Source organism: Pectobacterium atrosepticum, from assembly GCF_000740965.1.
GTDB lineage: Bacteria > Pseudomonadota > Gammaproteobacteria > Enterobacterales > Enterobacteriaceae > Pectobacterium > Pectobacterium atrosepticum.
On record NZ_CP009125.1, the window covers coordinates 2419781 to 2440632 of the forward strand.

At 50.6% G+C, this 20852-nt stretch carries 19 protein-coding genes, 1 tRNA gene, 2 other RNA genes and 1 riboswitch; of the genes, 10 read left to right on the plus strand and 12 right to left on the minus strand.

The annotated features are described in order from the left end of the window. Window positions 1-13 precede the first annotated feature (13 nt). Window positions 14-1948, minus strand: a complete 1935-nt coding sequence (gene yeaG / locus GZ59_RS10655; protein ID WP_011093905.1) for a protein kinase YeaG — start codon at window positions 1946-1948, stop codon at window positions 14-16. A gap of 455 nt (window positions 1949-2403) precedes the next feature. Here yeaG and GZ59_RS10660 point away from each other — a divergent pair, with 455 nt between their 5' ends. Beyond that, complete coding sequence (locus tag GZ59_RS10660) at window positions 2404-3153, plus strand: MipA/OmpV family protein (RefSeq protein ID WP_011093904.1); 750 nt, start codon at window positions 2404-2406, stop codon at window positions 3151-3153. A 136-nt stretch (window positions 3154-3289) separates the two neighbouring features. Then, entirely contained in the window at window positions 3290-4141 is an 852-nt protein-coding gene (locus GZ59_RS10665) for an aldo/keto reductase (RefSeq protein WP_011093903.1), read from the plus strand. 81 nt (window positions 4142-4222) lie between these two features. Here GZ59_RS10665 and GZ59_RS10670 read toward each other — a convergent pair whose 3' ends face one another. Together GZ59_RS10670 and gapA are read right to left on the minus strand one after the other, a co-directional pair. Next, window positions 4223-5092: a D-hexose-6-phosphate mutarotase gene (locus GZ59_RS10670; protein WP_011093902.1), complete on the minus strand. Its 870-nt coding sequence runs from the start codon at window positions 5090-5092 to the stop codon at window positions 4223-4225. A 107-nt stretch (window positions 5093-5199) separates the two neighbouring features. After that, a complete protein-coding gene (gene gapA, locus GZ59_RS10675) occupies window positions 5200-6195 on the minus strand; it encodes a glyceraldehyde-3-phosphate dehydrogenase (RefSeq protein WP_039291706.1) in 996 nt (331 codons plus the stop codon). Between the two features lie 357 nt (window positions 6196-6552). Between gapA and msrB the strand changes: the two genes are divergently transcribed. Further along, window positions 6553-6972 carry a peptide-methionine (R)-S-oxide reductase MsrB gene (gene msrB / locus GZ59_RS10680; RefSeq protein ID WP_011093900.1) on the plus strand — a complete coding sequence of 140 codons (420 nt, stop codon included), beginning with the start codon at window positions 6553-6555 and terminating at the stop codon, window positions 6970-6972. Between the two features lie 130 nt (window positions 6973-7102). Next, the gene (locus GZ59_RS10685; RefSeq protein WP_011093899.1) at window positions 7103-7375 is read left to right on the plus strand and encodes a YeaC family protein; all 273 of its coding nucleotides are present in this window, start codon (window positions 7103-7105) and stop codon (window positions 7373-7375) included. 83 nt (window positions 7376-7458) lie between these two features. Here the strand turns inward: GZ59_RS10685 and pncA are convergent, their stop codons facing one another. The 3 genes from pncA to sppA form a co-directional block, all read right to left on the minus strand. Beyond that, complete coding sequence (gene pncA, locus GZ59_RS10690) at window positions 7459-8106, minus strand: bifunctional nicotinamidase/pyrazinamidase (RefSeq protein WP_011093898.1); 648 nt, start codon at window positions 8104-8106, stop codon at window positions 7459-7461. Between the two features lie 19 nt (window positions 8107-8125). After that, window positions 8126-9145, minus strand: a complete 1020-nt coding sequence (gene ansA / locus GZ59_RS10695) for an asparaginase (protein WP_011093897.1) — start codon at window positions 9143-9145, stop codon at window positions 8126-8128. A gap of 450 nt (window positions 9146-9595) precedes the next feature. Next, entirely contained in the window at window positions 9596-11446 is a 1851-nt protein-coding gene (sppA, locus tag GZ59_RS10700) for a signal peptide peptidase SppA (RefSeq protein ID WP_011093896.1), read from the minus strand. A gap of 268 nt (window positions 11447-11714) precedes the next feature. On the opposite strand from sppA, the gene GZ59_RS10705 reads away from it, so the two are divergent. The 3 genes from GZ59_RS10705 to GZ59_RS10715 all read left to right on the plus strand — a co-directional run bounded on the left by GZ59_RS10705 (window position 11715) and on the right by GZ59_RS10715 (window position 14574). Beyond that, on the plus strand, window positions 11715-12266 hold the full coding sequence (locus GZ59_RS10705) for an NAD(P)H nitroreductase (protein ID WP_011093895.1): 552 nt from the start codon (window positions 11715-11717) through the stop codon (window positions 12264-12266). 95 nt (window positions 12267-12361) lie between these two features. After that, window positions 12362-14287 (plus strand): DNA topoisomerase III, encoded by a 1926-nt coding sequence (locus tag GZ59_RS10710; RefSeq protein WP_011093894.1) that lies wholly within the window; start codon window positions 12362-12364, stop codon window positions 14285-14287. Continuing rightward, window positions 14284-14574 carry a YnjH family protein gene (locus GZ59_RS10715; protein ID WP_011093893.1) on the plus strand — a complete coding sequence of 97 codons (291 nt, stop codon included), beginning with the start codon at window positions 14284-14286 and terminating at the stop codon, window positions 14572-14574. Before GZ59_RS10710 ends, GZ59_RS10715 begins: the two co-directional genes overlap by 4 nt. A gap of 101 nt (window positions 14575-14675) precedes the next feature. Here the strand turns inward: GZ59_RS10715 and xthA are convergent, their stop codons facing one another. Then, entirely contained in the window at window positions 14676-15482 is an 807-nt protein-coding gene (gene xthA, locus GZ59_RS10720; RefSeq protein ID WP_039291712.1) for an exodeoxyribonuclease III, read from the minus strand. A gap of 327 nt (window positions 15483-15809) precedes the next feature. Then, window positions 15810-15905, plus strand: a riboswitch (glycine riboswitch). Between the two features lie 21 nt (window positions 15906-15926). Here xthA and GZ59_RS10725 point away from each other — a divergent pair. Then, complete coding sequence (locus tag GZ59_RS10725; RefSeq protein WP_039291715.1) at window positions 15927-16553, plus strand: trimeric intracellular cation channel family protein; 627 nt, start codon at window positions 15927-15929, stop codon at window positions 16551-16553. A gap of 47 nt (window positions 16554-16600) precedes the next feature. Here GZ59_RS10725 and GZ59_RS22905 read toward each other — a convergent pair. The 5 genes from GZ59_RS22905 to GZ59_RS22915 all read right to left on the minus strand — a co-directional run bounded on the left by GZ59_RS22905 (window position 16601) and on the right by GZ59_RS22915 (window position 18585). Next, window positions 16601-16730, minus strand: a non-coding RNA gene (locus GZ59_RS22905) — RtT sRNA. A 43-nt stretch (window positions 16731-16773) separates the two neighbouring features. Next, a non-coding RNA gene (locus tag GZ59_RS22910) (RtT sRNA) lies at window positions 16774-16903 on the minus strand. 43 nt (window positions 16904-16946) lie between these two features. Next, window positions 16947-17031, minus strand: a tRNA-Tyr gene (locus GZ59_RS10730). 154 nt (window positions 17032-17185) lie between these two features. Beyond that, window positions 17186-18034 carry a formyltetrahydrofolate deformylase gene (purU, locus tag GZ59_RS10735; RefSeq protein WP_039291718.1) on the minus strand — a complete coding sequence of 283 codons (849 nt, stop codon included), beginning with the start codon at window positions 18032-18034 and terminating at the stop codon, window positions 17186-17188. Between the two features lie 83 nt (window positions 18035-18117). Next, window positions 18118-18585 (minus strand): YchJ family protein, encoded by a 468-nt coding sequence (locus tag GZ59_RS22915; protein ID WP_071598458.1) that lies wholly within the window; start codon window positions 18583-18585, stop codon window positions 18118-18120. Between the two features lie 132 nt (window positions 18586-18717). On the opposite strand from GZ59_RS22915, the gene rssA reads away from it, so the two are divergent. Continuing rightward, window positions 18718-19623, plus strand: coding sequence for a patatin-like phospholipase RssA (rssA, locus tag GZ59_RS10740; RefSeq protein WP_039291721.1), 906 nt, complete (start codon window positions 18718-18720; stop codon window positions 19621-19623). Window positions 19624-19776: 153 nt separating this feature from the next. Continuing rightward, window positions 19777-20793 carry a two-component system response regulator RssB gene (gene rssB, locus GZ59_RS10745; protein ID WP_011093887.1) on the plus strand — a complete coding sequence of 339 codons (1017 nt, stop codon included), beginning with the start codon at window positions 19777-19779 and terminating at the stop codon, window positions 20791-20793. Window positions 20794-20852 lie beyond the last annotated feature (59 nt).

A 20852-nucleotide genomic window follows, 5' to 3' on the forward strand; every position in this document is an offset into this window, starting at 1 on the left:
GCATCGTGCGTCATTATGATGACTTCCTCACCCGCAGATACCATTCGCACAGCAAACGAACCTGCTTCCGGGTGTAGCCTTTCTCCATCATGCGATCGACGAAGTCATCATGTTTTTTCTGTTCATCCGTTGAGGTTTTGGTGTTAAACGAAATCACAGGCAGCAGCTCTTCCGTGTTGGAGAACATCTTCTTCTCGATAACCGTGCGCAGTTTTTCGTAACTGGTCCAGTTTGGATTCCGGCTGCTATTGCTGGCACGGGCGCGCAGGACAAAGTTGACGATCTCGTTACGGAAGTCTTTGGGATTACTGATCCCTGCGGGCTTCTCGATCTTTTCCAGCTCGGCGTTCAGCGATTCACGGTCAAACAGCTGACCGGTATCTGGATCACGGTACTCCTGATCCTGAATCCAGAAATCCGCATAGGTAACATAACGGTCAAAAATGTTCTGCCCGTATTCGGAATAGGATTCGAGATAGGCGGTCTGGATCTCTTTACCGATAAACTCCGCGTACTTCGGCGTCAGATACCCTTTCAGGTGCTCCAGATATTTCTCTGCCAGCTCCTGCGGGAACTGCTCGCGTTCGATCTGCTGTTCCAGTACGTAGAACAGGTGTACCGGGTTGGCGGCGACTTCGCTGTGATCGAAGTTGAAGACGCGTGACAGAATCTTAAACGCAAAGCGGGTCGACAGACCGTTCATCCCTTCATCCACGCCCGCGTAGTCACGATACTCCTGATAGGATTTGGCCTTCGGATCGGTATCTTTCAGGCTTTCCCCGTCGTAAACCCGCATTTTGGAGTAGAGGCTGGAGTTTTCGGGATCTTTCAGTCGCGACAGAATGGAGAAGCGAGCCAGCGTTTCCAGCGTGCCGGGTGCGCAAGGGGCATGTGTCAGCTCGCTGTGATCCAGCAGCTTGTCGTAGATCTTGACCTCTTCGGACACGCGCAGGCAGTAGGGCACCTTCACGATATACACGCGGTCGAGGAACGCTTCATTGTTCTTGTTGTTACGGAACTGCACCCACTCGGATTCGTTGGAGTGCGCCAGAATAATCCCGTTGAACGGCAGGGCAGCAATGCCTTCCGTCCCGTTATAGTTGCCTTCCTGTGTGGCGGTCAGCAGCGGATGGAGCACCTTGATAGGGGCTTTGAACATCTCAACGAATTCCATAATGCCTTGGTTCGCGCGGCACAATGCACCGGAGTAGCCGTAGGCATCGGGATCGTTCTGGGCAAAATGTTCGAGCTTGCGGATATCGACTTTACCGACCAGCGCTGAAATGTCCTGATTGTTTTCATCGCCGGGTTCGGTTTTCGCGATCCCGATTTGCGCCAGAATTGATGGCCACACTTTGACGACTCTGAATTTGGAAATATCGCCGCCGAATTCCTGGAGGCGTTTGGCCGCCCATGGCGACATAATGGTGCCGAGGTAGCGCCGTGGAATCGTGTACTCTTTCTCGAGTATCCCAGCATCTTCCTGCGGATTGAATAGGCAGAGCGGATGATCATTTACTGGGCTGTGCTCGCCGTTGGCGCTGAGGATGTAAATAGGCACGCGCTGCATCAGTGCTTTCAGGCGTTCGGCTAGAGAGGATTTCCCGCCGCCGACTGGCCCCAACAAATACAGAATCTGTTTCTTCTCTTCCAATCCCTGCGCGGCATGCTTCAGGTAAGAGACAATCTGTTCGATAGCCTCTTCCATACCATAGAATTCTTCAAAAGCAGGATAGCGGGCAATCACCCGGTTAGAGAATAGGCGCGACATTCGTGATTCTTGGGCGGTATCCACCATTACAGGCTCACCGATAGCCGTTAACAATCGTTCAGCCGCATTTACATAAGCATTGCGATCTTGCTGACAGATGGTAAGGAATTCCTGCAGAGTGAACTCTTCGTCCTTGGCAGCGTCGTAGCGCTGGCGGTAGTGATCAAATATGTTCATAGCGATGCCCGTCCTTCGTCGATTAGCACAGATTAAGAGAGCGTGTGGAATATATGTCTATTAATGTATTGCCCTCCGAAAGAAGAAGTCTTTTTAGTCCAGCAACCCTTATGCCAACTTGTCGCGTCAGGGCGTCGTAATTTTATTCATACCTGCTGGTCAGGAAGACGTCACCTTCTGTATTAAAGCGTAGTTTGCATCCGTAAAATTTCCTCTAGTCCACGGACGTATTTTTAAGATATTTCAATGACTCACTTTCAGGAAAATCCGTGTAACATTACAGTTAATAGGCTCTCAGCCTTAAGAACACTGCCTATTACAGACGTTAGCGCACGTAAAACCTATCGAATATATCGGTTATTCGTTAATGTTATTTTTATATAACCTGAACGCGAACGGGTGTAATTGGCTTATCATGTTTCATGATGTTTATCTGTAATAGGAAATAGAAAACTGTGAAAAAACCTCAACTATGTGTGCTGGCCGCGCTGATTTCTGGTGCTGTGGTCCTGCCTTCAGCCTATGCCGCAGATGTTTCTCTGGGCCTTGGCGCTGTGGGCTCAACGTCCGTGTATCGTGGTGTTGATAATGATGTTTATCCGCTTCCTGTACTGAATTATGAAAGTGATAGTTTTTATTTCCGCGGGCTGGGTGGTGGATACTACCTGTGGAATGACGGCGTAAATCGTTTCTCTTTAACGGCCTACTACCTGCCTTTAGGTTTTAAACCGGGAGATAGCGACGATCAGCGTATGAAACAGTTGAATAAACGCCGTGGGACGCTAATGGCCGGTGCGGCTTATCGTCATACCGCTGACTGGGGTGAAATTCGTACCGTGCTGGCAGGCGATACGCTGGATTACAGCAACGGCTTCGCGTGGGATACCGCCTACCTTTACCGTTTCTCAATGGGCGATCTGAGCATCACCCCCGGTATCGGTGCGACTTGGTTTAGTGAAAACATGAACCAGTATTACTACGGTGTGAGTGCGCAAGAATCTTCGCGTTCTGGCTTTAACCAGTACAGCCCTGGTGATGGCTGGGCTCCGTATCTTGAACTAAGCGCGGGCTATCAGATTAACGAAAGCTGGAGCGCTTGGGCCGTCGGTCGTTACACGCGCTTGTCTGACGAAATGAAAGACAGCCCTATCGTCGATAGTAACCACAGCATCTTAATGAGCGCGGGCGTCAGCTATCGCTTCTAACGCTTTTCGTTAGCATGGTGCATCTGCCGTACAATAATGGGGTGATATCACCCCATTTGCACGTTTATAGTGCGCCGAATGCCATGTTAGGTTGACGGTAAACACGTTACGTTGACGGAAAACAAGGGAGAGATTCATGACAAAAGCGATTCATTTTCCAGATGATACCCGCGTACCGGCAATCGGTCAGGGAACGTGGTACATGGGCGAAAATGCTCGAATGAAAGCACAGGAAGTGACCGCGCTGCAAACGGGTATCGACCTCGGTTTAACGTTGATTGATACCGCTGAAATGTACGCGGAAGGTAGGGCGGAAGACGTAGTCGGGGAAGCGATTCGTGGCCGTCGCGATAGCGTTTATTTGGTATCGAAAGTCTACCCGCACAATGCGGGAGGCGAAAAAGCGATACAGGCGTGTGAACGTAGTCTGAAGCGACTGAAAACCGAGCGTATTGATTTGTATCTGCTGCACTGGCGCGACGGTATCCCACTCGTCGATACGATTGCGGCGATGGAACGGTTGCAGCAGGCAGGTAAAATTGGTCAATGGGGCGTATCCAATCTCGACCTTGAGGATATACAAGAGTTGTGGTCGCTAAGCGGCGGGCAGCGCTGTATGACCAATCAGGTGCTTTACCATTTGGCATCGCGCGGCATTGAGTTTGATTTGTTGCCGTGGTGTCAGCAACAACAGCTTCCCGTGATGGCGTATTGCCCGCTGGCGCAGGCAGGGCGATTGCGTGATGGATTATTCTCACACCCAGTGGTGAATCAAATTGCACGCGAACATAGCATCACACCTGCTCAACTTTTATTGGCGTGGGCCATTCGTCAGCCGGGGGTGATCGCGATTCCAAAAGCAAGTTCTGTAACGCATGTTCAGGAAAATGCGAAAGCGCTGGACGTGCTGTTGTCTGCGGAGCATATCGCGCAGCTAGATCAGGCGTTTCCACCGCCAACGCGCAAACAGCATCTGGATGTGGTGTAGCGGAAACGAAAGGATTTGCAGAAGAGGGTGTATGGCATAAGCAGCCATACACCCTATAGCTAAGGGTATATATAGCAGTGGTTATTTCTTGATGCGGATAACCGTCGTCAGACGAGCCGGAGCGTTGTCGGACGCTACAAACGGTTGGTTAATTCGCGCTGTTTCCACGCACACGAACGTTTTATATCCCTCATCCGGCATATCGCTAATCGTACGAGAAAGCTCTGCACCGGGGTTCCATGACACTACATCGCTATGGTGTGTATGGTGGACTTCAATGGCGCGTTTCAGTACTGCATCATGCACCACGCTAGTGTCCTGCGGCTTGGTATAGATACGGTCTGTACGATCGGTAAAGACCAGATCGCCTTGCTGCGTTGCCAGCTTGCCTTGATCGACCTTATCAATGAATGGTTCACCCAGACCGGCAATGCGAATATCGCTGATGTTGCCGATGTTGAAATAGGTGTGCAGCGCGCTGGTAATGCTGTAATCGCCATGCGCTTCCAGTTCAATACCGCACTCCTTGCCCAGCTTGAAGCGGGCGATGAGTGTGAATTCATGCGGCCAGCTCTTACGCGTTTCTTCGTTATCGCGCAGCGTGAACGTGAGCTGTACGCCGTGCTCATCTTCGCTGTGAGCGGTAAATTCCCACGGCAGCAGACGGGCAAAACCGTGGTTAGGTTCGGCGAAAGGCCCAAACCAAGGGAAACAGATAGGGACACCGCCACGGATAGCAACGTGATGAGTAAACGGTGTATTGTCGCTCAGCCAAAGCACTGGCTCTTCGTTTGTCGGCTGCCAACTGAGCAGGTGCGCGCCTTGTAGTGCTACTGCTGCGCGAACTTCAGGATGATCAACGACGATGATGGGTAATTGGTCCAACTGACGCTGGCTGAGGGTTGCGCTAATTTGCTTAGTGACGGGGAGTGAGAAAATTGTGTTATGCATGATAGAGCCTTTTTTTGATTGTTTTTCGTTGTAAAAAGAAATCTGCAATTAACAATAAAAAAGGGCGACATCACGTCGCCCTTTTTTCACCGAATCATCGCTGACGCTTATTTAGAAATGTGAGCGATCAGATCCAGAACCTTGTTTGAATAACCTGTTTCGTTGTCGTACCAGGAAACCAGTTTCACAAAGTTGTCGTTCAGTGCGATACCGGCTTTGGCATCGAACACAGAAGTCAGTTTTTCACCGTTGAAATCGGTAGAAACAACGTCATCTTCGGTGTAGCCCAGAACGCCTTTCAGTTCGCCTTCAGCAGCGGCTTTAATTGCTGCACAAACTTCTTTGTAAGACGCTGGTTTTTCCAGACGAGCAGTCAAGTCAACAACAGAAACGTTCGGGGTAGGGACGCGGAACGCCATACCAGTCAGTTTGCCGTTCAGCTCAGGGATAACTTTACCTACTGCTTTAGCCGCACCGGTAGAAGATGGGATGATGTTCTGAGATGCGCCGCGGCCGCCGCGCCAGTCTTTGTGAGACGGGCCATCAACCGTTTTCTGCGTTGCAGTCGTTGCGTGAACGGTGGTCATCAGTGCTTCAACGATACCGAAGTTGTCGTTGATGACTTTTGCCAGCGGAGCCAGGCAGTTAGTGGTGCAAGATGCGTTAGAAACGATTTCCTGACCTGCGTAAGTTTTGTGGTTTACGCCCATAACGAACATTGGGGTGTCATCTTTAGATGGACCAGTCAGAACGACTTTCTTCGCACCAGCAGCGATGTGTTTACGTGCAGTTTCGTCAGTCAGGAACAGGCCAGTTGCTTCAGCAACAACATCAACGTTAACTTCGTTCCACTTCAGGTTTGAAGGGTCGCGCTCTGCGGTAACACGAATGGTTTTACCGTTAACAACCAGGTGGCCATCTTTAACTTCAACGGTGCCGTTGAAACGACCATGAGTAGAGTCGTACTTCAGCATATACGCCATGTACTCAGCGTCTAACAGGTCGTTGATTGCAACGATCTCGATGTCAGAACGCTCTTGTGCAGCGCGGAAAACAATACGGCCGATACGGCCAAAACCGTTGATACCTACTTTGATAGTCATATATTCCACCAGCTATTGGTTTGTGAATAAAAATTTGTGAATAAAAAGGTTGGTTGTAAAATTACAAAAACCTTGCTGAGCGTCAAGCGGAATCGTGTCAATAGTTGCTGTAAGTCAAACCTATGACCAAACTTTGTGCGAAAACCGCTCGACCCTGTAACTAAGTAACATCTAAGACTGATATGAGGGCGGAATGCATCATATAAAGCCTGCATTACCTCATTATGTGATACACATCACAATTAAATATTCGTGCTAATAACATTCCTAATATTAGGCCAGAACAGCCTGTTAGGTTGTTAATTTTTTGTTATAATCAATGATTAATTGAATTGCTAACACCGCTGTGAGACTCCCATGACTAACGACTCTGCTTCGCATACCCCGTCCGATAATACTGAAATGACAGAGATGCAGCGCTATGTCACCCAGCAACGCGGTACCGAGCCTGCGTTTTCAGGCAAATTGCTGCATAACAAGCGCACAGGCGCTTATCACTGCTTGTGCTGTCAGGCTCCGCTGTTTTATTCCGACAGTAAATATGATTCCGGCTGTGGCTGGCCGAGCTTCGATCAGCCCGTTTCCTCAGAGGCGGTTCGTTATCTGGAGGATGAATCACACAATATGCGCCGTATCGAGATCCGCTGTGGGCAGTGTGATGCGCACCTGGGGCACGTTTTCCCTGATGGCCCGAAAACCACTGGCGAACGCTACTGCGTGAATTCCGCCTCACTGAGCTTTATCGACGACGTTGATGGCGAACGTGTTGACGGATAATCTGTCTGCGATAGGTGTGGCAGTGACAGGCTGATAATCTTAGCTTTAAACGATTCAGCTAATATGGCGCGCTGTCAGCAACAGGAATCCAGTAATAATAAACTGATCTTTCTCGGAGCAGAAACCGGATATGGAACTCAATGATCTGATCGACGTCATGACGCCAGAAATTTATCAACGGCTAGTCACGGCGGTAGAGTTGGGCAAATGGCCAGACGGTGTCGCGTTGACGGCTGAACAGAAAGAAAACTGCCTGCAAATGGTGATGATGTGGCAAGCTCGCCATAACGAACAGGCTGAGCACATGACGATTGGTACTGATGGCGAAATCGTGATGAAGAGCAAGCAGGAGCTGAAACGCCAGTTTAACGGTTCTGATGCGATTGTTACGCTTAAACCCTAGTTACTCTTGGCTTTAGAAACGCAACGCGTAACGTGTAAGCAGGCAGCCTTATCGGCTGCCGCTATGTTCGGTTGTGAGTGACGTTAGCGAACAGACGACAGTGTGGTAAGAAACTGCGTCATATCCGTAAGCGTTGCTCCACGCTGTGCCATTTCCTGTAATGCGGATTCACTGTCGTCGGGCGAAAGATTAACGCCACGACAGCCATCCACCAATACTTCGGTGTGATAGCCCAGAGCAATAGCATCCAACACACTGAATTTTATGCAATAATCTGTCGCCAGCCCCAGAATGGTCAAATGGGTGATGTGATTGGCGCGTAGCCACGCATCCAATTCGGTTTTAACTCGATGCCCGTTATCGAAAAAAGCGCTATAGCTGTCGATCTCCGGCTGGGTTCCTTTTTGTACGATCCACTGAATGGCCGACTGATTAAGCGCTGGATGAAAATCAGCTCCGGTTGTTCCCTGCACGCAGTGAACGGGCCACCAGATCTGCGGCCACCCGTTTAGCTCGCCGATTTCTCCGACCTTGGTATTCGCATTCACGGCAAAGCTGCCGTGGTTCGTCGGGTGCCAATCTTGACTGGCAATCACTGCGACGCCAGCGGCCAGGCAGGCATCAATAGCACGGTTGGCAACCTCAATGACGCGGTCACCTTCGTTAACGGCTAAGGCACCTTCGGGACAAAAATCATTTTGTAAATCAACTAATAGCAATGCTTTTTTCATTATCTACTCCGTGATTAACTCAATCTTTATCGCTCAATTCCCCATGCAGGTTTTGCTGCATCAAATGGCGGATTTCATCGGCGCTTAAATCTTGCTGGCTCAATAAATAATGCAGTTTGGTCAATGCTGCCTCAACGGTCATGTCAAAGCCACTAATTACCCCAGCATTCGCCAGCGCATTGCCTGTTGCATAGCCACCCATATTCACACGCCCGGAAATACACTGAGTCAGGTTGACGACCACAATGCCGCGTGCGGAGGCTTCTCGTAACTCGTGTAGCAGCCCGGGGCTTTGCGGCGCGTTGCCAACACCGTAGGATCGCAAGATAAGCGCCTTCACTGGCTGACGGAGGAAATTGCTGATGACATCGGCAGAAATACCGGGGTAAATCGTAATCACCCCAATAGGCTGCGGCGTAATGTGATGCACTTTCAGTGGCGGACAGTTGCTGCATTCCACTGTGGGTGCCAGCCGGCGAATATGGATACCGGCTTCCAGCAGCGGTGGATAGTTGGGGGAAGCAAAGGCATCAAAACCATCCGCATGGGCCTTGGTGGTGCGGTTGCCGCGTAACAGTTTGTTATTGAAGAAGAGTGCGACTTCATTAATCGGATGATTAGCGGCAACGTATAGGGCGTTTAGCAGGTTTGTCTGGCCGTCCGAGCGCAATTCCGCTAGCGGAATTTGTGACCCTGTCACGATGACTGGTTTAGCAAGATTTTCCAGCATAAACGAGAGCGCAGATGCGGTGAACGCCATTGTGTCAGTACCATGCAGGATTACGAAGCCGTCATAATCATCGTAGTGGGCTTGAATATCGTCCGCGATGGATTGCCAATCTGCTGGTGTCATATCAGACGAATCGATCAGTGGGTCATATTCATTAATCGTGAACGAAGGCATCTCTTCGCGGTGGAATTCGGGCATTTTTGCCAGTTGCTGCTGTAAATGACCGGATACCGGCACATAGCCATTGGCAGATCGCTGCATGCCTATGGTGCCGCCCGTATAGGCGACATAAATGGATTTCTTTTGCATGGTGGTGTGAGTCAGGATTAAAAATCAAGTATAGAGGGAAAAACAGCCCAGCAATATCATCATAAGCAATGACTATTACCGGGCTATCCCCGTCATACTTCAAGTTGCTGGTGCGTTGGCTTCGCTTAAATACTCGGCCCATCGTGGGCCTCACCCTAAAGGGCCGCTGCTAGCAGCGTTCAAATCTGCTCCCGGCAGATTTGTCACCCCAGTCACTTACTTGAGTAAGCTCCTGGGGATTAATGAGCCTCATAAATGAGATTCACCCTTCGGGCCAGCGCTAGCGCTGTTCAAATCGGTATAAAACCGATTTGTCGCTCGGTTGCCGCGTTATTCGGCCTTATGGCCTCACCCCTTCAGGGTTAGCGCAAGCGCTGTTCAAAAACGGCTTGCCGTTTTTGTCCTGCAACTCGAATTATTTAGGGTACATATGAACAGCCGATATAAATCTTACCGGACTTCTCCGCAGGTGAGACAAAATGCGTATCGGTTCTGCGGGTCGTTCAGGTTATTCATGATGGACGGCTGTGAACGCACAACTTCCGCCAACTGTGCGACCGGAGCTGGCAGCATAGACTGAACAGCAACGGGCAGCAGGGCGTAAACAGACGCGTTCACCTGATTCAACATTGTGTCGAGCAGACCCGGTTGTTCGGCATACCAGTTCAATTGATATTGTCCCAGTTTTGCCAGTTCAGCGGCCTTCTTCACGGCATCATCAAAATCACCGATCTGATCGACCAGACCATTTTCTTTCGCGTCGCTACCGACCCAGACGTGTCCTTGTGCGATCTCATTGATTTGCTCTGGCGTTTTCTTACGTGCCTGAGCCACGATATCGATGAAGTTCTTATAACCGCGTTCGATACTCAACTGCATCATCTGCGAGAATTCAGGTGGCAGCGATTTCGTGATCGACAGATCGGCCAGCGGGGAGGTTGCAACGCCATCCGTGTGGACGCCAAGGCTTTCCAGCGAATCTTCGAACGTGGTAATCACGCCAAAAATACCGATAGAGCCTGTTAACGTACTGGCGCTGGAGATGATTGCGTTCGCCGGCGTTGAGATCCAGTAGCCGCCTGATGCCGCCATGCCGCCCATGGATACCACGATCGGTTTACCCGCCATACGGAGCGACATCAGTTCTGAGCGAATCAGTTCCGATGCCGTGACGCTACCGCCAGGGCTATTGACGCGCAGTACCAGCGCTTTGACTTTAGGATCGAGGCGCGCGGCACGAATTTGTGCAGCTGTGGTATCACCACCGACCATTCCCGGCGTTTCCGGTCCGTCAATGATTGCACCATTGGCAAAGACAACCGCTATCTGGTTGTTATTTTGTACCGGCGGTTTGACGACATAGTCGTAGATGCTGATGGAATTAAAGTTGTTCTTCTGGTTATTCCAGCCGAACGTTTTCACCAGCGATTGTTCGGTCACGGAACGTGATGCCACTTCATCGACCAGCTTGTTATCCAGCGCATAGCGTGCGGTGTCACCCTGAACGGCCTGCAAACCCGCAATAATGCTGGTTGCACCAGGGAAGAGCTGCTGAGGCGTAATCTGACGATTAGCGGAAACCGTATTTAAATACTGCTGCCACAGAGCGTTGATCCAGCGGCCATCGGCATCGCGAGCAGCAGGTGACATGTCATCACGCAGATACGGCTCAACGGCTGATTTGTACGTTCCCACTCGGAAGATATTGGTGGTCACTTTCAGCTTGTCGAGCATGGATTTGAAGTAGAGGTTGTTGGTCGCAAAACCGTGCAGATCAACACTGCCTTGTGGCGTCAATGACACCGTATTGGCAAAACTGGCCAAATAGTATTGAGACTGGTTGTAGCTGTCACCAACGGCATAAATGGGTTTACCACTATCGCGAAATTCGCGCAGCGCCTTGCCAATATATTGCAGAGACGGCTGATCGGCACCGGTAAAATCGCTGAGGTCCAGTACCATTCCGGTAATATTGTCGTCGCCTTTTGCCTGACGAATGCTGTCGACGATATCAAACAGTGAGTTTTCCTGACGGCGGTTGCTCGATGCGCCAAAGAATTCACGCCCTAATTGACGCAGCTTATTATTGACGGTTGGTTGATCAACCACCACGCCCGTCAGATCGACCAGCAGAGCTCCCTTCGTGGCCGCTTCCGGCGTCGTTTTTACCTGTGAGTAGATCCCAACGCCAGCTAAAATCAGCGCGATAAGGAAAATATTGAGAATAAATTCTCTGATAAAATTAAGCAGACGCCATGTCCACTTAAAAAAGCCGCTAAAAATTCGCCACAATGTGCGCATGATATCTCCATGAACGGGTAAACAGCGTGTGCCCTACGTCCTTCAACTCGCCCTCTGGCAAGTGGTGAAGCACAAGGAGTGATAGTATCCTAATGAGCAGACAGTAAAAAGTCAGCATTAAATCACCGTGGCAGCGCACCCTTTCGGGGTTATCTTGTAACAAAACTTCTACTTGTGCTAACGTGGCGCGCAACGTTGTCGTACCGCTGTTTCTTCCTGAGAAATCGGTTGTACCGCAGAAATTATATTGCCAGACAGGAGATGTGCGATGGATGCTCTTGAGTTGCTATTGAATCGTCGTTCGGCCTCGCGCCTGACCACGCCAGCACCGACGGGTGACGCATTGAATAACATTATCCACGCCGGTATGCGTGCGCCGGATCATGGTGCGATGCAGCCGTGGCGCTTTTTTATGATCGAAAATAATGGTCTGGATCGTTTTAGTACATTACTGACTCGTGCTGCGCAGCACGAGGGGCTGGACGAAGCTGGCATCGATAAAGCACGTCAGGCTCCTTATCGTGCCCCGCTGATTATCACCGTTGTCGCGCATTGTGAAGATAGCCCGAAAGTCCCGCTCTGGGAGCAAATTGTCTCCGCCGGTTGTGCGGTTCAGGCGATGCAGATGGCGGCATTGGCACAAGGCTTTAATGGCATCTGGCGTAGCGGTGCCTGGACGCACAATACGCTGGTCCGTGAGGCGTTTAACTGTCGCGAACAGGATGAAATTGTCGGTTTCCTTTATCTGGGGACACCACAGCTGAAAGCATCGACCACGGTCACGCCGCTTGATACCGACGCGTTTGTTCACTACTTCTGATCGCGTCTTTTGAATAATATCGATTTCCCACTCGTTTTACAGCGTGCTTTCCCGCGAGTTACGCGGGAAATGCCCAGTCTGCTTGATGGTGAATAATGCGACTTTTTATTGCCGAAAAGCCTAGCCTTGCGCGGGCGATTGCAGACGTGTTACCCAAACCGCATCGACGCGGCGATGGTTTTATTGCCTGTGGCCAGAATGATGTTGTGACGTGGTGCGTGGGGCACCTGCTGGAGCAGGCGCAACCGGATGTTTATGATGCGCGCTACGCACGGTGGTCTCTCGCCGACTTACCGATCATTCCTCAGAAATGGCTGTTGCAACCGCGCCCCTCGGTCAGCAAGCAGTTGAGCGCCATAAAAAAACTCCTGAATGATGCCAGCGAAGTGATTCACGCGGGAGACCCCGATCGTGAAGGGCAACTGCTGGTTGATGAAGTACTGGACTATCTTTCCCTACCGGAAGAGAAGCGTCAGCAGGTACGTCGTTGTCTGATCAACGATCTCAATCCACAGGCGGTAGAGCGCGCCGTTTCTCGCTTGCGTGAGAACAGAGAGTTCATTCCCTTGTGCGTTTCGGCATTGGCGCGTTCCCGTGCTGATTGGCTCTACGGCATTAACATGACCCGTGCCTATACGATATTGGGGCGTAATGCCGGTTATGATGGCGTGCTGTCGGTTGGCCGCGTACAAACGCCAGTGCTGGGGCTGGTGGTGCGGCGAGATGAAGAGATAGAAAACTTCGTTTCCAAAGATTACTTTGAAGTTAAAGCCCATATCGTGACCCCGGCCGATGAACGTTTTGTCGCTATCTGGCAGCCCAGCGAATCCTGCGAGCCTTATCAGGATGAAGAAGGGCGCCTGCTGCATCGTTCTCTGGCGGATCACGTCGTTAAACGCATCGACGGTCAGCCCGCGTTCGTCACCAGCTATAATGATAAGCGGGAATCGGAAACCGCACCGCTACCTTATTCGCTCTCGACGCTTCAGATTGAGGCTGCGAAGCGTTTCGGGCTTAGCGCACAGCAGGTACTGGACGTGTGTCAGAAGCTGTATGAAACCCATAAGCTGATTACGTACCCACGTTCTGACAGTCGCTATCTGCCAGAAGAACATTTTACCGGACGTCATGCCGTCTTGAATGCGATAGCCGTACACCAACCTGACCTCTTGCCACAGCCGGTTATGGATATCGATCGGCGCAACCGCTGCTGGGACGATGGTAAGGTTGACGCTCACCACGCGATTATTCCTACTGCTCGCAGTGCCAGTGCCTCGCTGACTGAGAATGAACGCAAGGTGTATGGTTTAGTCGCGCGGCAGTACATCATGCAGTTCTGCCCGGACGCCGTGTTTCGCAAATGTGTTATTGAATTGGATATTGCGGGCGGTAAATTTATTGCCAAAGCACGATTCCTGGCCGAGGCCGGTTGGCGAACGTTGCTAGGCGGCAAAGAGCGAAACGAAGAAAACGAAGGCATGCCGTTGCCCGTGGTGGCAAAGGGTGATGAATTACTGTGTGAACGCGGTGAGGTGGTTGAGCGTCAAACTCAGCCGCCGCGACCTTTTACCGATGCGACGCTGTTATCGGCGATGACGGGTATCGCACGTTTTGTGCAGGATAAAGAGTTAAAGAAAATCCTGCGGGCGACCGATGGTTTAGGCACAGAGGCGACGCGTGCAGGTATCATCGAGCTCTTGTTTAAGCGGACATTTCTTTTTAAAAAAGCGCGCTATATTCACGCGAGTGAAGCGGGGCGAGCATTAATTCACTCGCTGCCTGCTAGTGCGGCGCATCCTGATATGACCGCACATTGGGAAGCCACGTTGACGCAGATCAGCGAGAAGAAATGTCGCTATCAGGATTTTATGCAACCGCTGACGAACTCCTTACAGGAGCTGATTCAGCAAGCGAAACAAAACGGTGCAGTGAGAGCATTCAAAGGGTTTTCTGCACCGCCGTCGGGTGCCTCAAAGCGGCGCAAGCCTCAGGCTAAAAAAGCGAAGGAGCAGGATCAATGAAATCGTTAGTGTCTTTGTGTTTCGCCAGTGTGATGCTGGTGCTGCCCACGCTGGCGCAGGCTAATCGCGGCGGAACGGATATTGTCGTTCCCGTTCCACCGGAAGTGTGGGGAGCAGGGACGACGGTTCGAGAGCAAAGCAATAACTGCCTGCGCTGCTGTGTGTATGAAAACCGTAATTATTCTGAAGGCGCGGTGGTAAAGGTCGAAGGGGTGATTCTGCAATGCGTGCGGGACAAGCAAACGCTGGGAACGAACAACCTGATATGGCAGTTGATTAAGCAGTAACCATGAATTCAGACGATATTATATTCGGCACGACTGTTGATGTTAATCACCGCTGTGGCTTTGATGCCCAGCGGTGATGTCATTTTTACCACTCACTCTTTTTAAAGCGTAAATTCCGCCCAGATCGGCGCATGGTCGGAAGGTTTTTCCATTCCACGAATATCGTAATCAATCCCGGTGGCGACACAGCGTTCGGCCAGGAAGGTACTGGCGAGAATGAGATCGATGCGCAAACCGCGGTTGTCATCAAATCCAGAAGAGCGATAGTCGAACCACGAGAAACGATCGTTACTTTCTGGATTGGCTGCACGGAAGGTGTCGATGAGCCCCCAACCTTGCAAACGCGCCATCCACTCACGCTCTTCCGGTAGGAAAGAACATTTACCGGTGCGTAGCCAGCGCTTGCGGCTTTCTTCGCCGATACCGATATCCAAGTCGGTAGCGCTGATATTGACATCACCCATCACAATCAGCGGCTGTGTCGCGCTGTGGTGCTGTTCCAGATAGGTTTGTAGATCCTGATAGAAGCGCGTCTTGGCGGGGAATTTCACCGGATGGTCGCGGCTTTCTCCTTGCGGAAAATACCCGTTTACTACTGTAAGCGTACCGTGCTCGGTGGCGAAGTCCGCCATGATGATCCGACGTTGCGCATCCTCTTCATCTGTTGGGAAACCGCGACGGACTGCAAGGGGTTTCTCTTTACATAGCAGCGCGACGCCGTAGTGACCCTTCTGTCCGTGATAATAAACGTGGTAGCCGTACTGGCTGACATCCTCTAACGGAAACATGTCATCGTGGACTTTCGTTTCCTGCAACCCAATTACATCCGGCTGGTGTTGTTCGATAATGGCGGCCAACTGATGAGGGCGCGCCCGCAGGCCATTGATATTAAAAGATACAACTTTCATGTTCGCTGCCATTCGCTAAAAAATGTGACCAGATGGTAGCAGAAAATGGCGCGTGGCGTCACGGCGAGGCTGCGCTTTCGGATTGAGTTGATAGGCTTATTGCTATGGCTTTAGTGACGGGTGAGGCAGATGAAAATCGTTGAAAATAAGATTCACTTATATTCAGTTGAACACGAGGCTTATCGACCGTTATACTCCGCACCTCGCAGGAGAGAGGGCGTGTACTTCAGCATACTTCAAGCTACATGTACGTTGGCATAAAGTATAACGCTCCGCCGAAGGCGCAAACTCCCATAATCGCTCAGGCTACCCTAACTGCGAATTCCATTGAAGCCAACTGGAGAGAGGTTGCGATGCAACCCACCGAAGGGGCAAGCAGCTCTGCTGCGTAAACTCTCAGGTAAAGCGGACAGAGGGAGTGGCACATTTCACAGGATAACTTGTGTGCTGACTTACATCTATCTGATCGCAATTACAGCCGAAGGGATGTCCGGGGCGCTAGCCGCCGGGCGTCGTAATATGGATATTTTTGGCGTAGGCATGATTGCCTTTATCACCGCGCTTGGCGGTGGTACCGTTCGCGATATTCTTCTCGGTAATTACCCCATCGGCTGGACGCAGCATCCCGGCTATACCTACCTCACCATTGGTGCAGGTCTTTTCACGATTATCATTGCGCGTTTTATGCACCATTTGCATCGTCTCTTTCTGGTACTGGATGCGATGGGGCTAATTGCTTTTACCATTATTGGGTGCAATGTGGCGCTGAAGCTGAATTATTCGATGACAGTAGTTGTCATGGCGGGGATTGTGACCGGGATTTTCGGTGGCATATTACGTGATATTTTCTGTAACCGTACGCCAATGGTGTTGAAGAAAGAGCTGTATGCCAGCGTCTCGCTTCTCGTCGCACTTTTATATCTGGGTCTGAAATCGCTTAATATCAATCACGATATTAACCTGCTGGCGTCATTCACTATCGGTCTGGCTGTGCGATTGGCAGCAATTCGCTGGTCATGGCAGCTTCCCGTGTTCTCTTATGTTCCTGGACGCTGGAAAGGGAAGGCGTAAGGGTAACTTTTCCCCATCCATAATATTGTGCTGATTAGTGGTGCAAGTGGTGGTGGGGGAAGGATAATTCGGCGCTTCGCACCTCACGCTGCGGGTCAACGCTAAGCGTTGCTCAAAACCGTACCGGTTTTGTCGAACCTTGGTCGAAGGTTCTCACCTTCCCCTGATGGGAATTTGATGCTTTGGTGTTGGGATGTAATTCAGAAGTGTTGCTTTGAAATGGTGGTGGGGGAAGGATAATTCGGTGCTTCGCACCTCACGCTGCGGGTCAACGCTAAGCGTTGCTCAAAACCGTACCGGTTTTGTCGAACCTTGGTCGAAGGTTCTCACCTTCCCCTGATGGGAATTTGATGCTTTGGTGTTGGGATGTAGTTCAGAAGTGTTGCTTTGAAATGGTGGTGGGGGAAGGATTCGAACCTTCGAAGTCTGTGACGGCAGATTTACAGTCTGCTCCCTTTGGCCGCTCGGGAACCCCACCACTGGCCTTGCTGCAAGAAGCTTTCACTTCAAGCGGGGCGCATCATATCAAATGACACGCCCCTGTAAAGCGGTATATATCAAAAATAAATGTGCCTGCCGTTTTTTTATTCCGTTCGGCGCATCCTTATACAAAAAGATGTCCGATCAACCAATTACAGAATAATGGTACGGTTCCCGTAGACAAAAACACGCTGTGCCAGCACGCGATACAGCGCCCGGCTTAGGACATTTTTCTCAACGTCGCGGCCTGCACGCATCATGTCGTCACCCGAGTACGTATGGTCGACGTGAATGACGTCCTGCATGATGATTGGGCCTTCATCCAGATTATCGTTGACGTAGTGGGCTGTCGCGCCAATGATTTTCACTCCACGCTCATATGCCTGATGGTACGGGCGGGCACCGATAAAGGCGGGTAAGAATGAATGGTGGATGTTGATCACTTGGTTTGGATAGTGCTGAACAAACGCCGGAGTCAGAACTCGCATGTATTTCGCCAGCACGACGTAATCAGGTTTGTATTGATCGATCTGCGCGATCATCTGTTGATCGTGCTCTTCGCGAGTCAGCCCTTCATGGCTAACCAAATGGAAAGGAATATCAAACCGCTCGACCAGCGTCTGTAACGTATCGTGGTTGCCGATGACGGCAGAGATTTCGACATCCAGACCGCCATACGCGCTCTTCATCAACAGATCGCCCAGGCAGTGAGCTTCTTTCGTTACCAGAACGACGATGCGACGACGGCCTGCTGCGGTTAATTCGCGAGACGATCCTTCTGGAAGTGCGCTATCTAGATCGGCTAACAGCGTGGTGTCGTTGAAAATCCCTTCCAACTCGGTCCGCATGAAAAAGCGTCCAGTGCGATGATCGACAAACTCATTGTTTTGCACGATGTTCAGTTCGTGCTTATAACAAATATTCGTAATTTTCGCGATGAGCCCTTTTGCGTCGGGGCAAATGGTTCGTAATACTTTTCTTTGTATATTTTGGGATTGCATGAGCGTGTAGATCCTGTCGAAAAACTAGAATAACGATCTTATGGTAACGCAGCGGTAAGGCCGCGTGGGCGACTGCCTGTGTTCTATTGTCCGCAACACTTTTTGTATTTTTTGCCGGAACCACACGGGCAAGGTTCATTTCTGCCTGTCTGCAAATGAACGCCGTCTATATAGTACCAGCGATTATGCTGGCGAAGGAAGCGTGAGCGCTCTCGCATCACTTCTGTGCGCTGGCTGTCGATTTCCGATATATAACGCGCGGCAAATTCCACATAACCTTCATCGGGCATTTTCCCGGGAGATGTTGCCAGTATAGTGAGGCCAAGCCACTGTGAATTCTGGCAGCTTTCAGTGAGAGACTCGCGCCATTTCTCGGGGTGAAGGTCGGGATGCCAGGTAGCGATAAGGTAATCGACATCGTGCTTGACGTAGGCGGTATAGCGCGACCTCATTAATATGGCAGGTTCGGCCGCTGTGGCGGCGTGCGTGAGGTAGGGTTGACAGCATGCGTTATACTGCAACCCACTGCAACAGGGGCAAGATTCAGACACGATGTCTCCTGAAGAAAATTTAAGATAAAAATTGATAGATAATAAACAGATCCCTATGCAGGATGCCGATATGTTACCTAAGAAACTCTACGTGTAGCAATGTGCGCTAAAATGAAGACAGGTGGATCAATCATGCAACGGAAAAAAATTGGAGTAGCCTTGGGGTCCGGGGCCGCGAAAGGATGGGCGCATATTGGTGTATTGAATGCGTTAACTGAAATGGGGATCGAGGTCGATGTTGTAGCCGGTTGTTCTATCGGCGCGTTGGTTGGTGCAGCGTATGCCACAAACAATTTATCCTCAATGGATCGCTGGGTGAGAAGTTTTGGTTACTGGGATGTGATTCGACTGATGGATCTCTCTTGGCAGCGCGGCAGTTTATTGCGTGGTGATCGCGTCTTTAACAGTGTGAAACATTTGTTACATACAACACAGATTGAAGACTGTGATATCAAGTATGGCGTGGTGACGACAAATCTTAGTACTGGTCGTGAACTCTGGCTGACAGAAGGCGATTTACATCAGGCTATGCGAGCGTCTTGCAGTATGCCAGGTCTGCTATCCCCGGTTAGATTTAACGATTACTGGTTGGTGGATGGGGCGGTGGTTAATCCCGTTCCCGTTTCTCTGGCGCGGGCAATGGGAGCTGACATCGTGATTGCGGTTGATCTCCAGCACGACGCGAGTCTTAATCATCAGGATTTGCTATCGATCAAACCGACGGCGTCGGACATTGATGTGGAGAATGTTCCACAAGATTGGCGTAGTAGGATTCGGGAACGTTTACTGCGTGGTCGACGTCATCCAGCAGAAAGTTCGCCAACGGCAATGGAGATAATGAGCACATCGATCCAGATTCTTGAAAATCGATTGAAGATGACGCGGATGGCGGGCGATCCGCCCGACGTACTGCTGCAACCGCATTGTCCCCAGATTGCTACGTTAGATTTTCATCGGGCGCAGGAGGCGATCGATGCGGGCTATAAGGCGGTGGAAAAGATGCGTGATGAATTGTTGCCGCTAGCGAAAGAGGCATAGTGAAGAGCGTATACGTGTAGCTAAGCACACACGTGGTAAAGAAAACATGGTGTGAAGAAGACATACGTGTGAAGAAAATATAGTGTGCCGTCTATCCGGCGCATTGACGCTAAAGCAGATGTGATTATTCGGTGTTTGAAGTAAGGGGTACTGATGGAACAACCACTGGCGGGTAAGCATATTTTAGTCATTGATGACGAGGCCGTTTTTCGATCTGTGCTCGCTGGTTATCTGACTTCTCTTGGCGCTTTAGTTCAGGAGGCGGTTAATGGATTAGATGCGCTAAGTATTCTTGAACATTACCAACCCGATTTAATGATTTGCGATCTGAAGATGCCGACCATGGGAGGCATTGAATTCCTTGAATGTCTGCGCTTGAAGGATAACGACACGCCAATACTTGTCATTTCTGCGACCAGCCAGATGGCGGATATCGCCAAAGTCTTGCGCCTTGGTGTCCAGGATGTATTGCTGAAACCGATTCGTGATTACACACGTTTGCGTGAGGCTGTTATGTCCTGCCTCTATCCCGACATGTTCACCTCACAGTTGAATGAGATGGATCAGCTGATGCAGGATATGGATTCCCTTAATCAATCTCCTGAAGCGGTAACTAAACTGCTCGCTCAGTTGCAACCGCCCGTTCAGCAAACGCTTGCTCGCTGCCGTGTTAACTACCGTCAGTTGACGACCGCCGAACAACCGGGGCTGGTGCTGGATATTGCCGCGCTTTCGGAGACAGAGCTAGCGTTCTATTGCCTGGATGTCACTCAGGGCGTCAATAATAATGGGACGCTGGCGGCGCTACTGCTTCGAACCTTGTTTAACGGGTTACTTCAGGAGCATTTGGCCGATCAGCAACATCGTTTACCGTATCTGCCGACGTTATTAAAGCAGGTAAACCAGCTGCTGCGACAGGCGAGCCTAGACGGTCGTTTTCCTTTGCTTGTGGGATATTACCATCGGCAATTAAAACAGCTGATACTGATTTCCGCTGGGTTAAACGCGACGTTGAATGTTAACGAGCAGCAAATAGCATTGAATAGCGGTATCCCTTTAGGAACGCTTGAAGGCGCTTATCTCAACCAGCTAAATTATCAATGCGAAGCGTGGCAGTGTCAGATATGGGGGGGCGGCGGTCGTTTACGGCTCATGTTGGCTACAGAATAATCTTATAGAACGAGGTGGGCGCTGGTTTCGGGTAATACCTCTCTTTCGGTACTATTCTT

Bases quoted from the DNA above. Each gene is read 5' to 3' on its own strand.
- GZ59_RS10685 (WP_011093899.1), top strand. From the start codon at position 7,103: ATGGAACTCAATGATCTGATCGACGTCATGACGCCAGAAATTTATCAA.
- GZ59_RS10715 (WP_011093893.1), top strand. From the start codon at position 14,284: ATGAAATCGTTAGTGTCTTTGTGTTTCGCCAGTGTGATGCTGGTGCTG.
- pncA (WP_011093898.1), bottom strand. From the start codon at position 8,106: ATGAAAAAAGCATTGCTATTAGTTGATTTACAAAATGATTTTTGTCCC.
- GZ59_RS10665 (WP_011093903.1), top strand. From the start codon at position 3,290: ATGACAAAAGCGATTCATTTTCCAGATGATACCCGCGTACCGGCAATC.
- yeaG (WP_011093905.1), bottom strand. From the start codon at position 1,948: ATGAACATATTTGATCACTACCGCCAGCGCTACGACGCTGCCAAGGAC.
- rssA (WP_039291721.1), top strand. From the start codon at position 18,718: ATGCAACGGAAAAAAATTGGAGTAGCCTTGGGGTCCGGGGCCGCGAAA.
- gapA (WP_039291706.1), bottom strand. From the start codon at position 6,195: ATGACTATCAAAGTAGGTATCAACGGTTTTGGCCGTATCGGCCGTATT.
- ansA (WP_011093897.1), bottom strand. From the start codon at position 9,145: ATGCAAAAGAAATCCATTTATGTCGCCTATACGGGCGGCACCATAGGC.
- GZ59_RS10670 (WP_011093902.1), bottom strand. From the start codon at position 5,092: ATGCATAACACAATTTTCTCACTCCCCGTCACTAAGCAAATTAGCGCA.
- purU (WP_039291718.1), bottom strand. From the start codon at position 18,034: ATGCAATCCCAAAATATACAAAGAAAAGTATTACGAACCATTTGCCCC.
- GZ59_RS10710 (WP_011093894.1), top strand. From the start codon at position 12,362: ATGCGACTTTTTATTGCCGAAAAGCCTAGCCTTGCGCGGGCGATTGCA.
- xthA (WP_039291712.1), bottom strand. From the start codon at position 15,482: ATGAAAGTTGTATCTTTTAATATCAATGGCCTGCGGGCGCGCCCTCAT.
- GZ59_RS10705 (WP_011093895.1), top strand. From the start codon at position 11,715: ATGGATGCTCTTGAGTTGCTATTGAATCGTCGTTCGGCCTCGCGCCTG.
- msrB (WP_011093900.1), top strand. From the start codon at position 6,553: ATGACTAACGACTCTGCTTCGCATACCCCGTCCGATAATACTGAAATG.
- rssB (WP_011093887.1), top strand. From the start codon at position 19,777: ATGGAACAACCACTGGCGGGTAAGCATATTTTAGTCATTGATGACGAG.
- sppA (WP_011093896.1), bottom strand. From the start codon at position 11,446: ATGCGCACATTGTGGCGAATTTTTAGCGGCTTTTTTAAGTGGACATGG.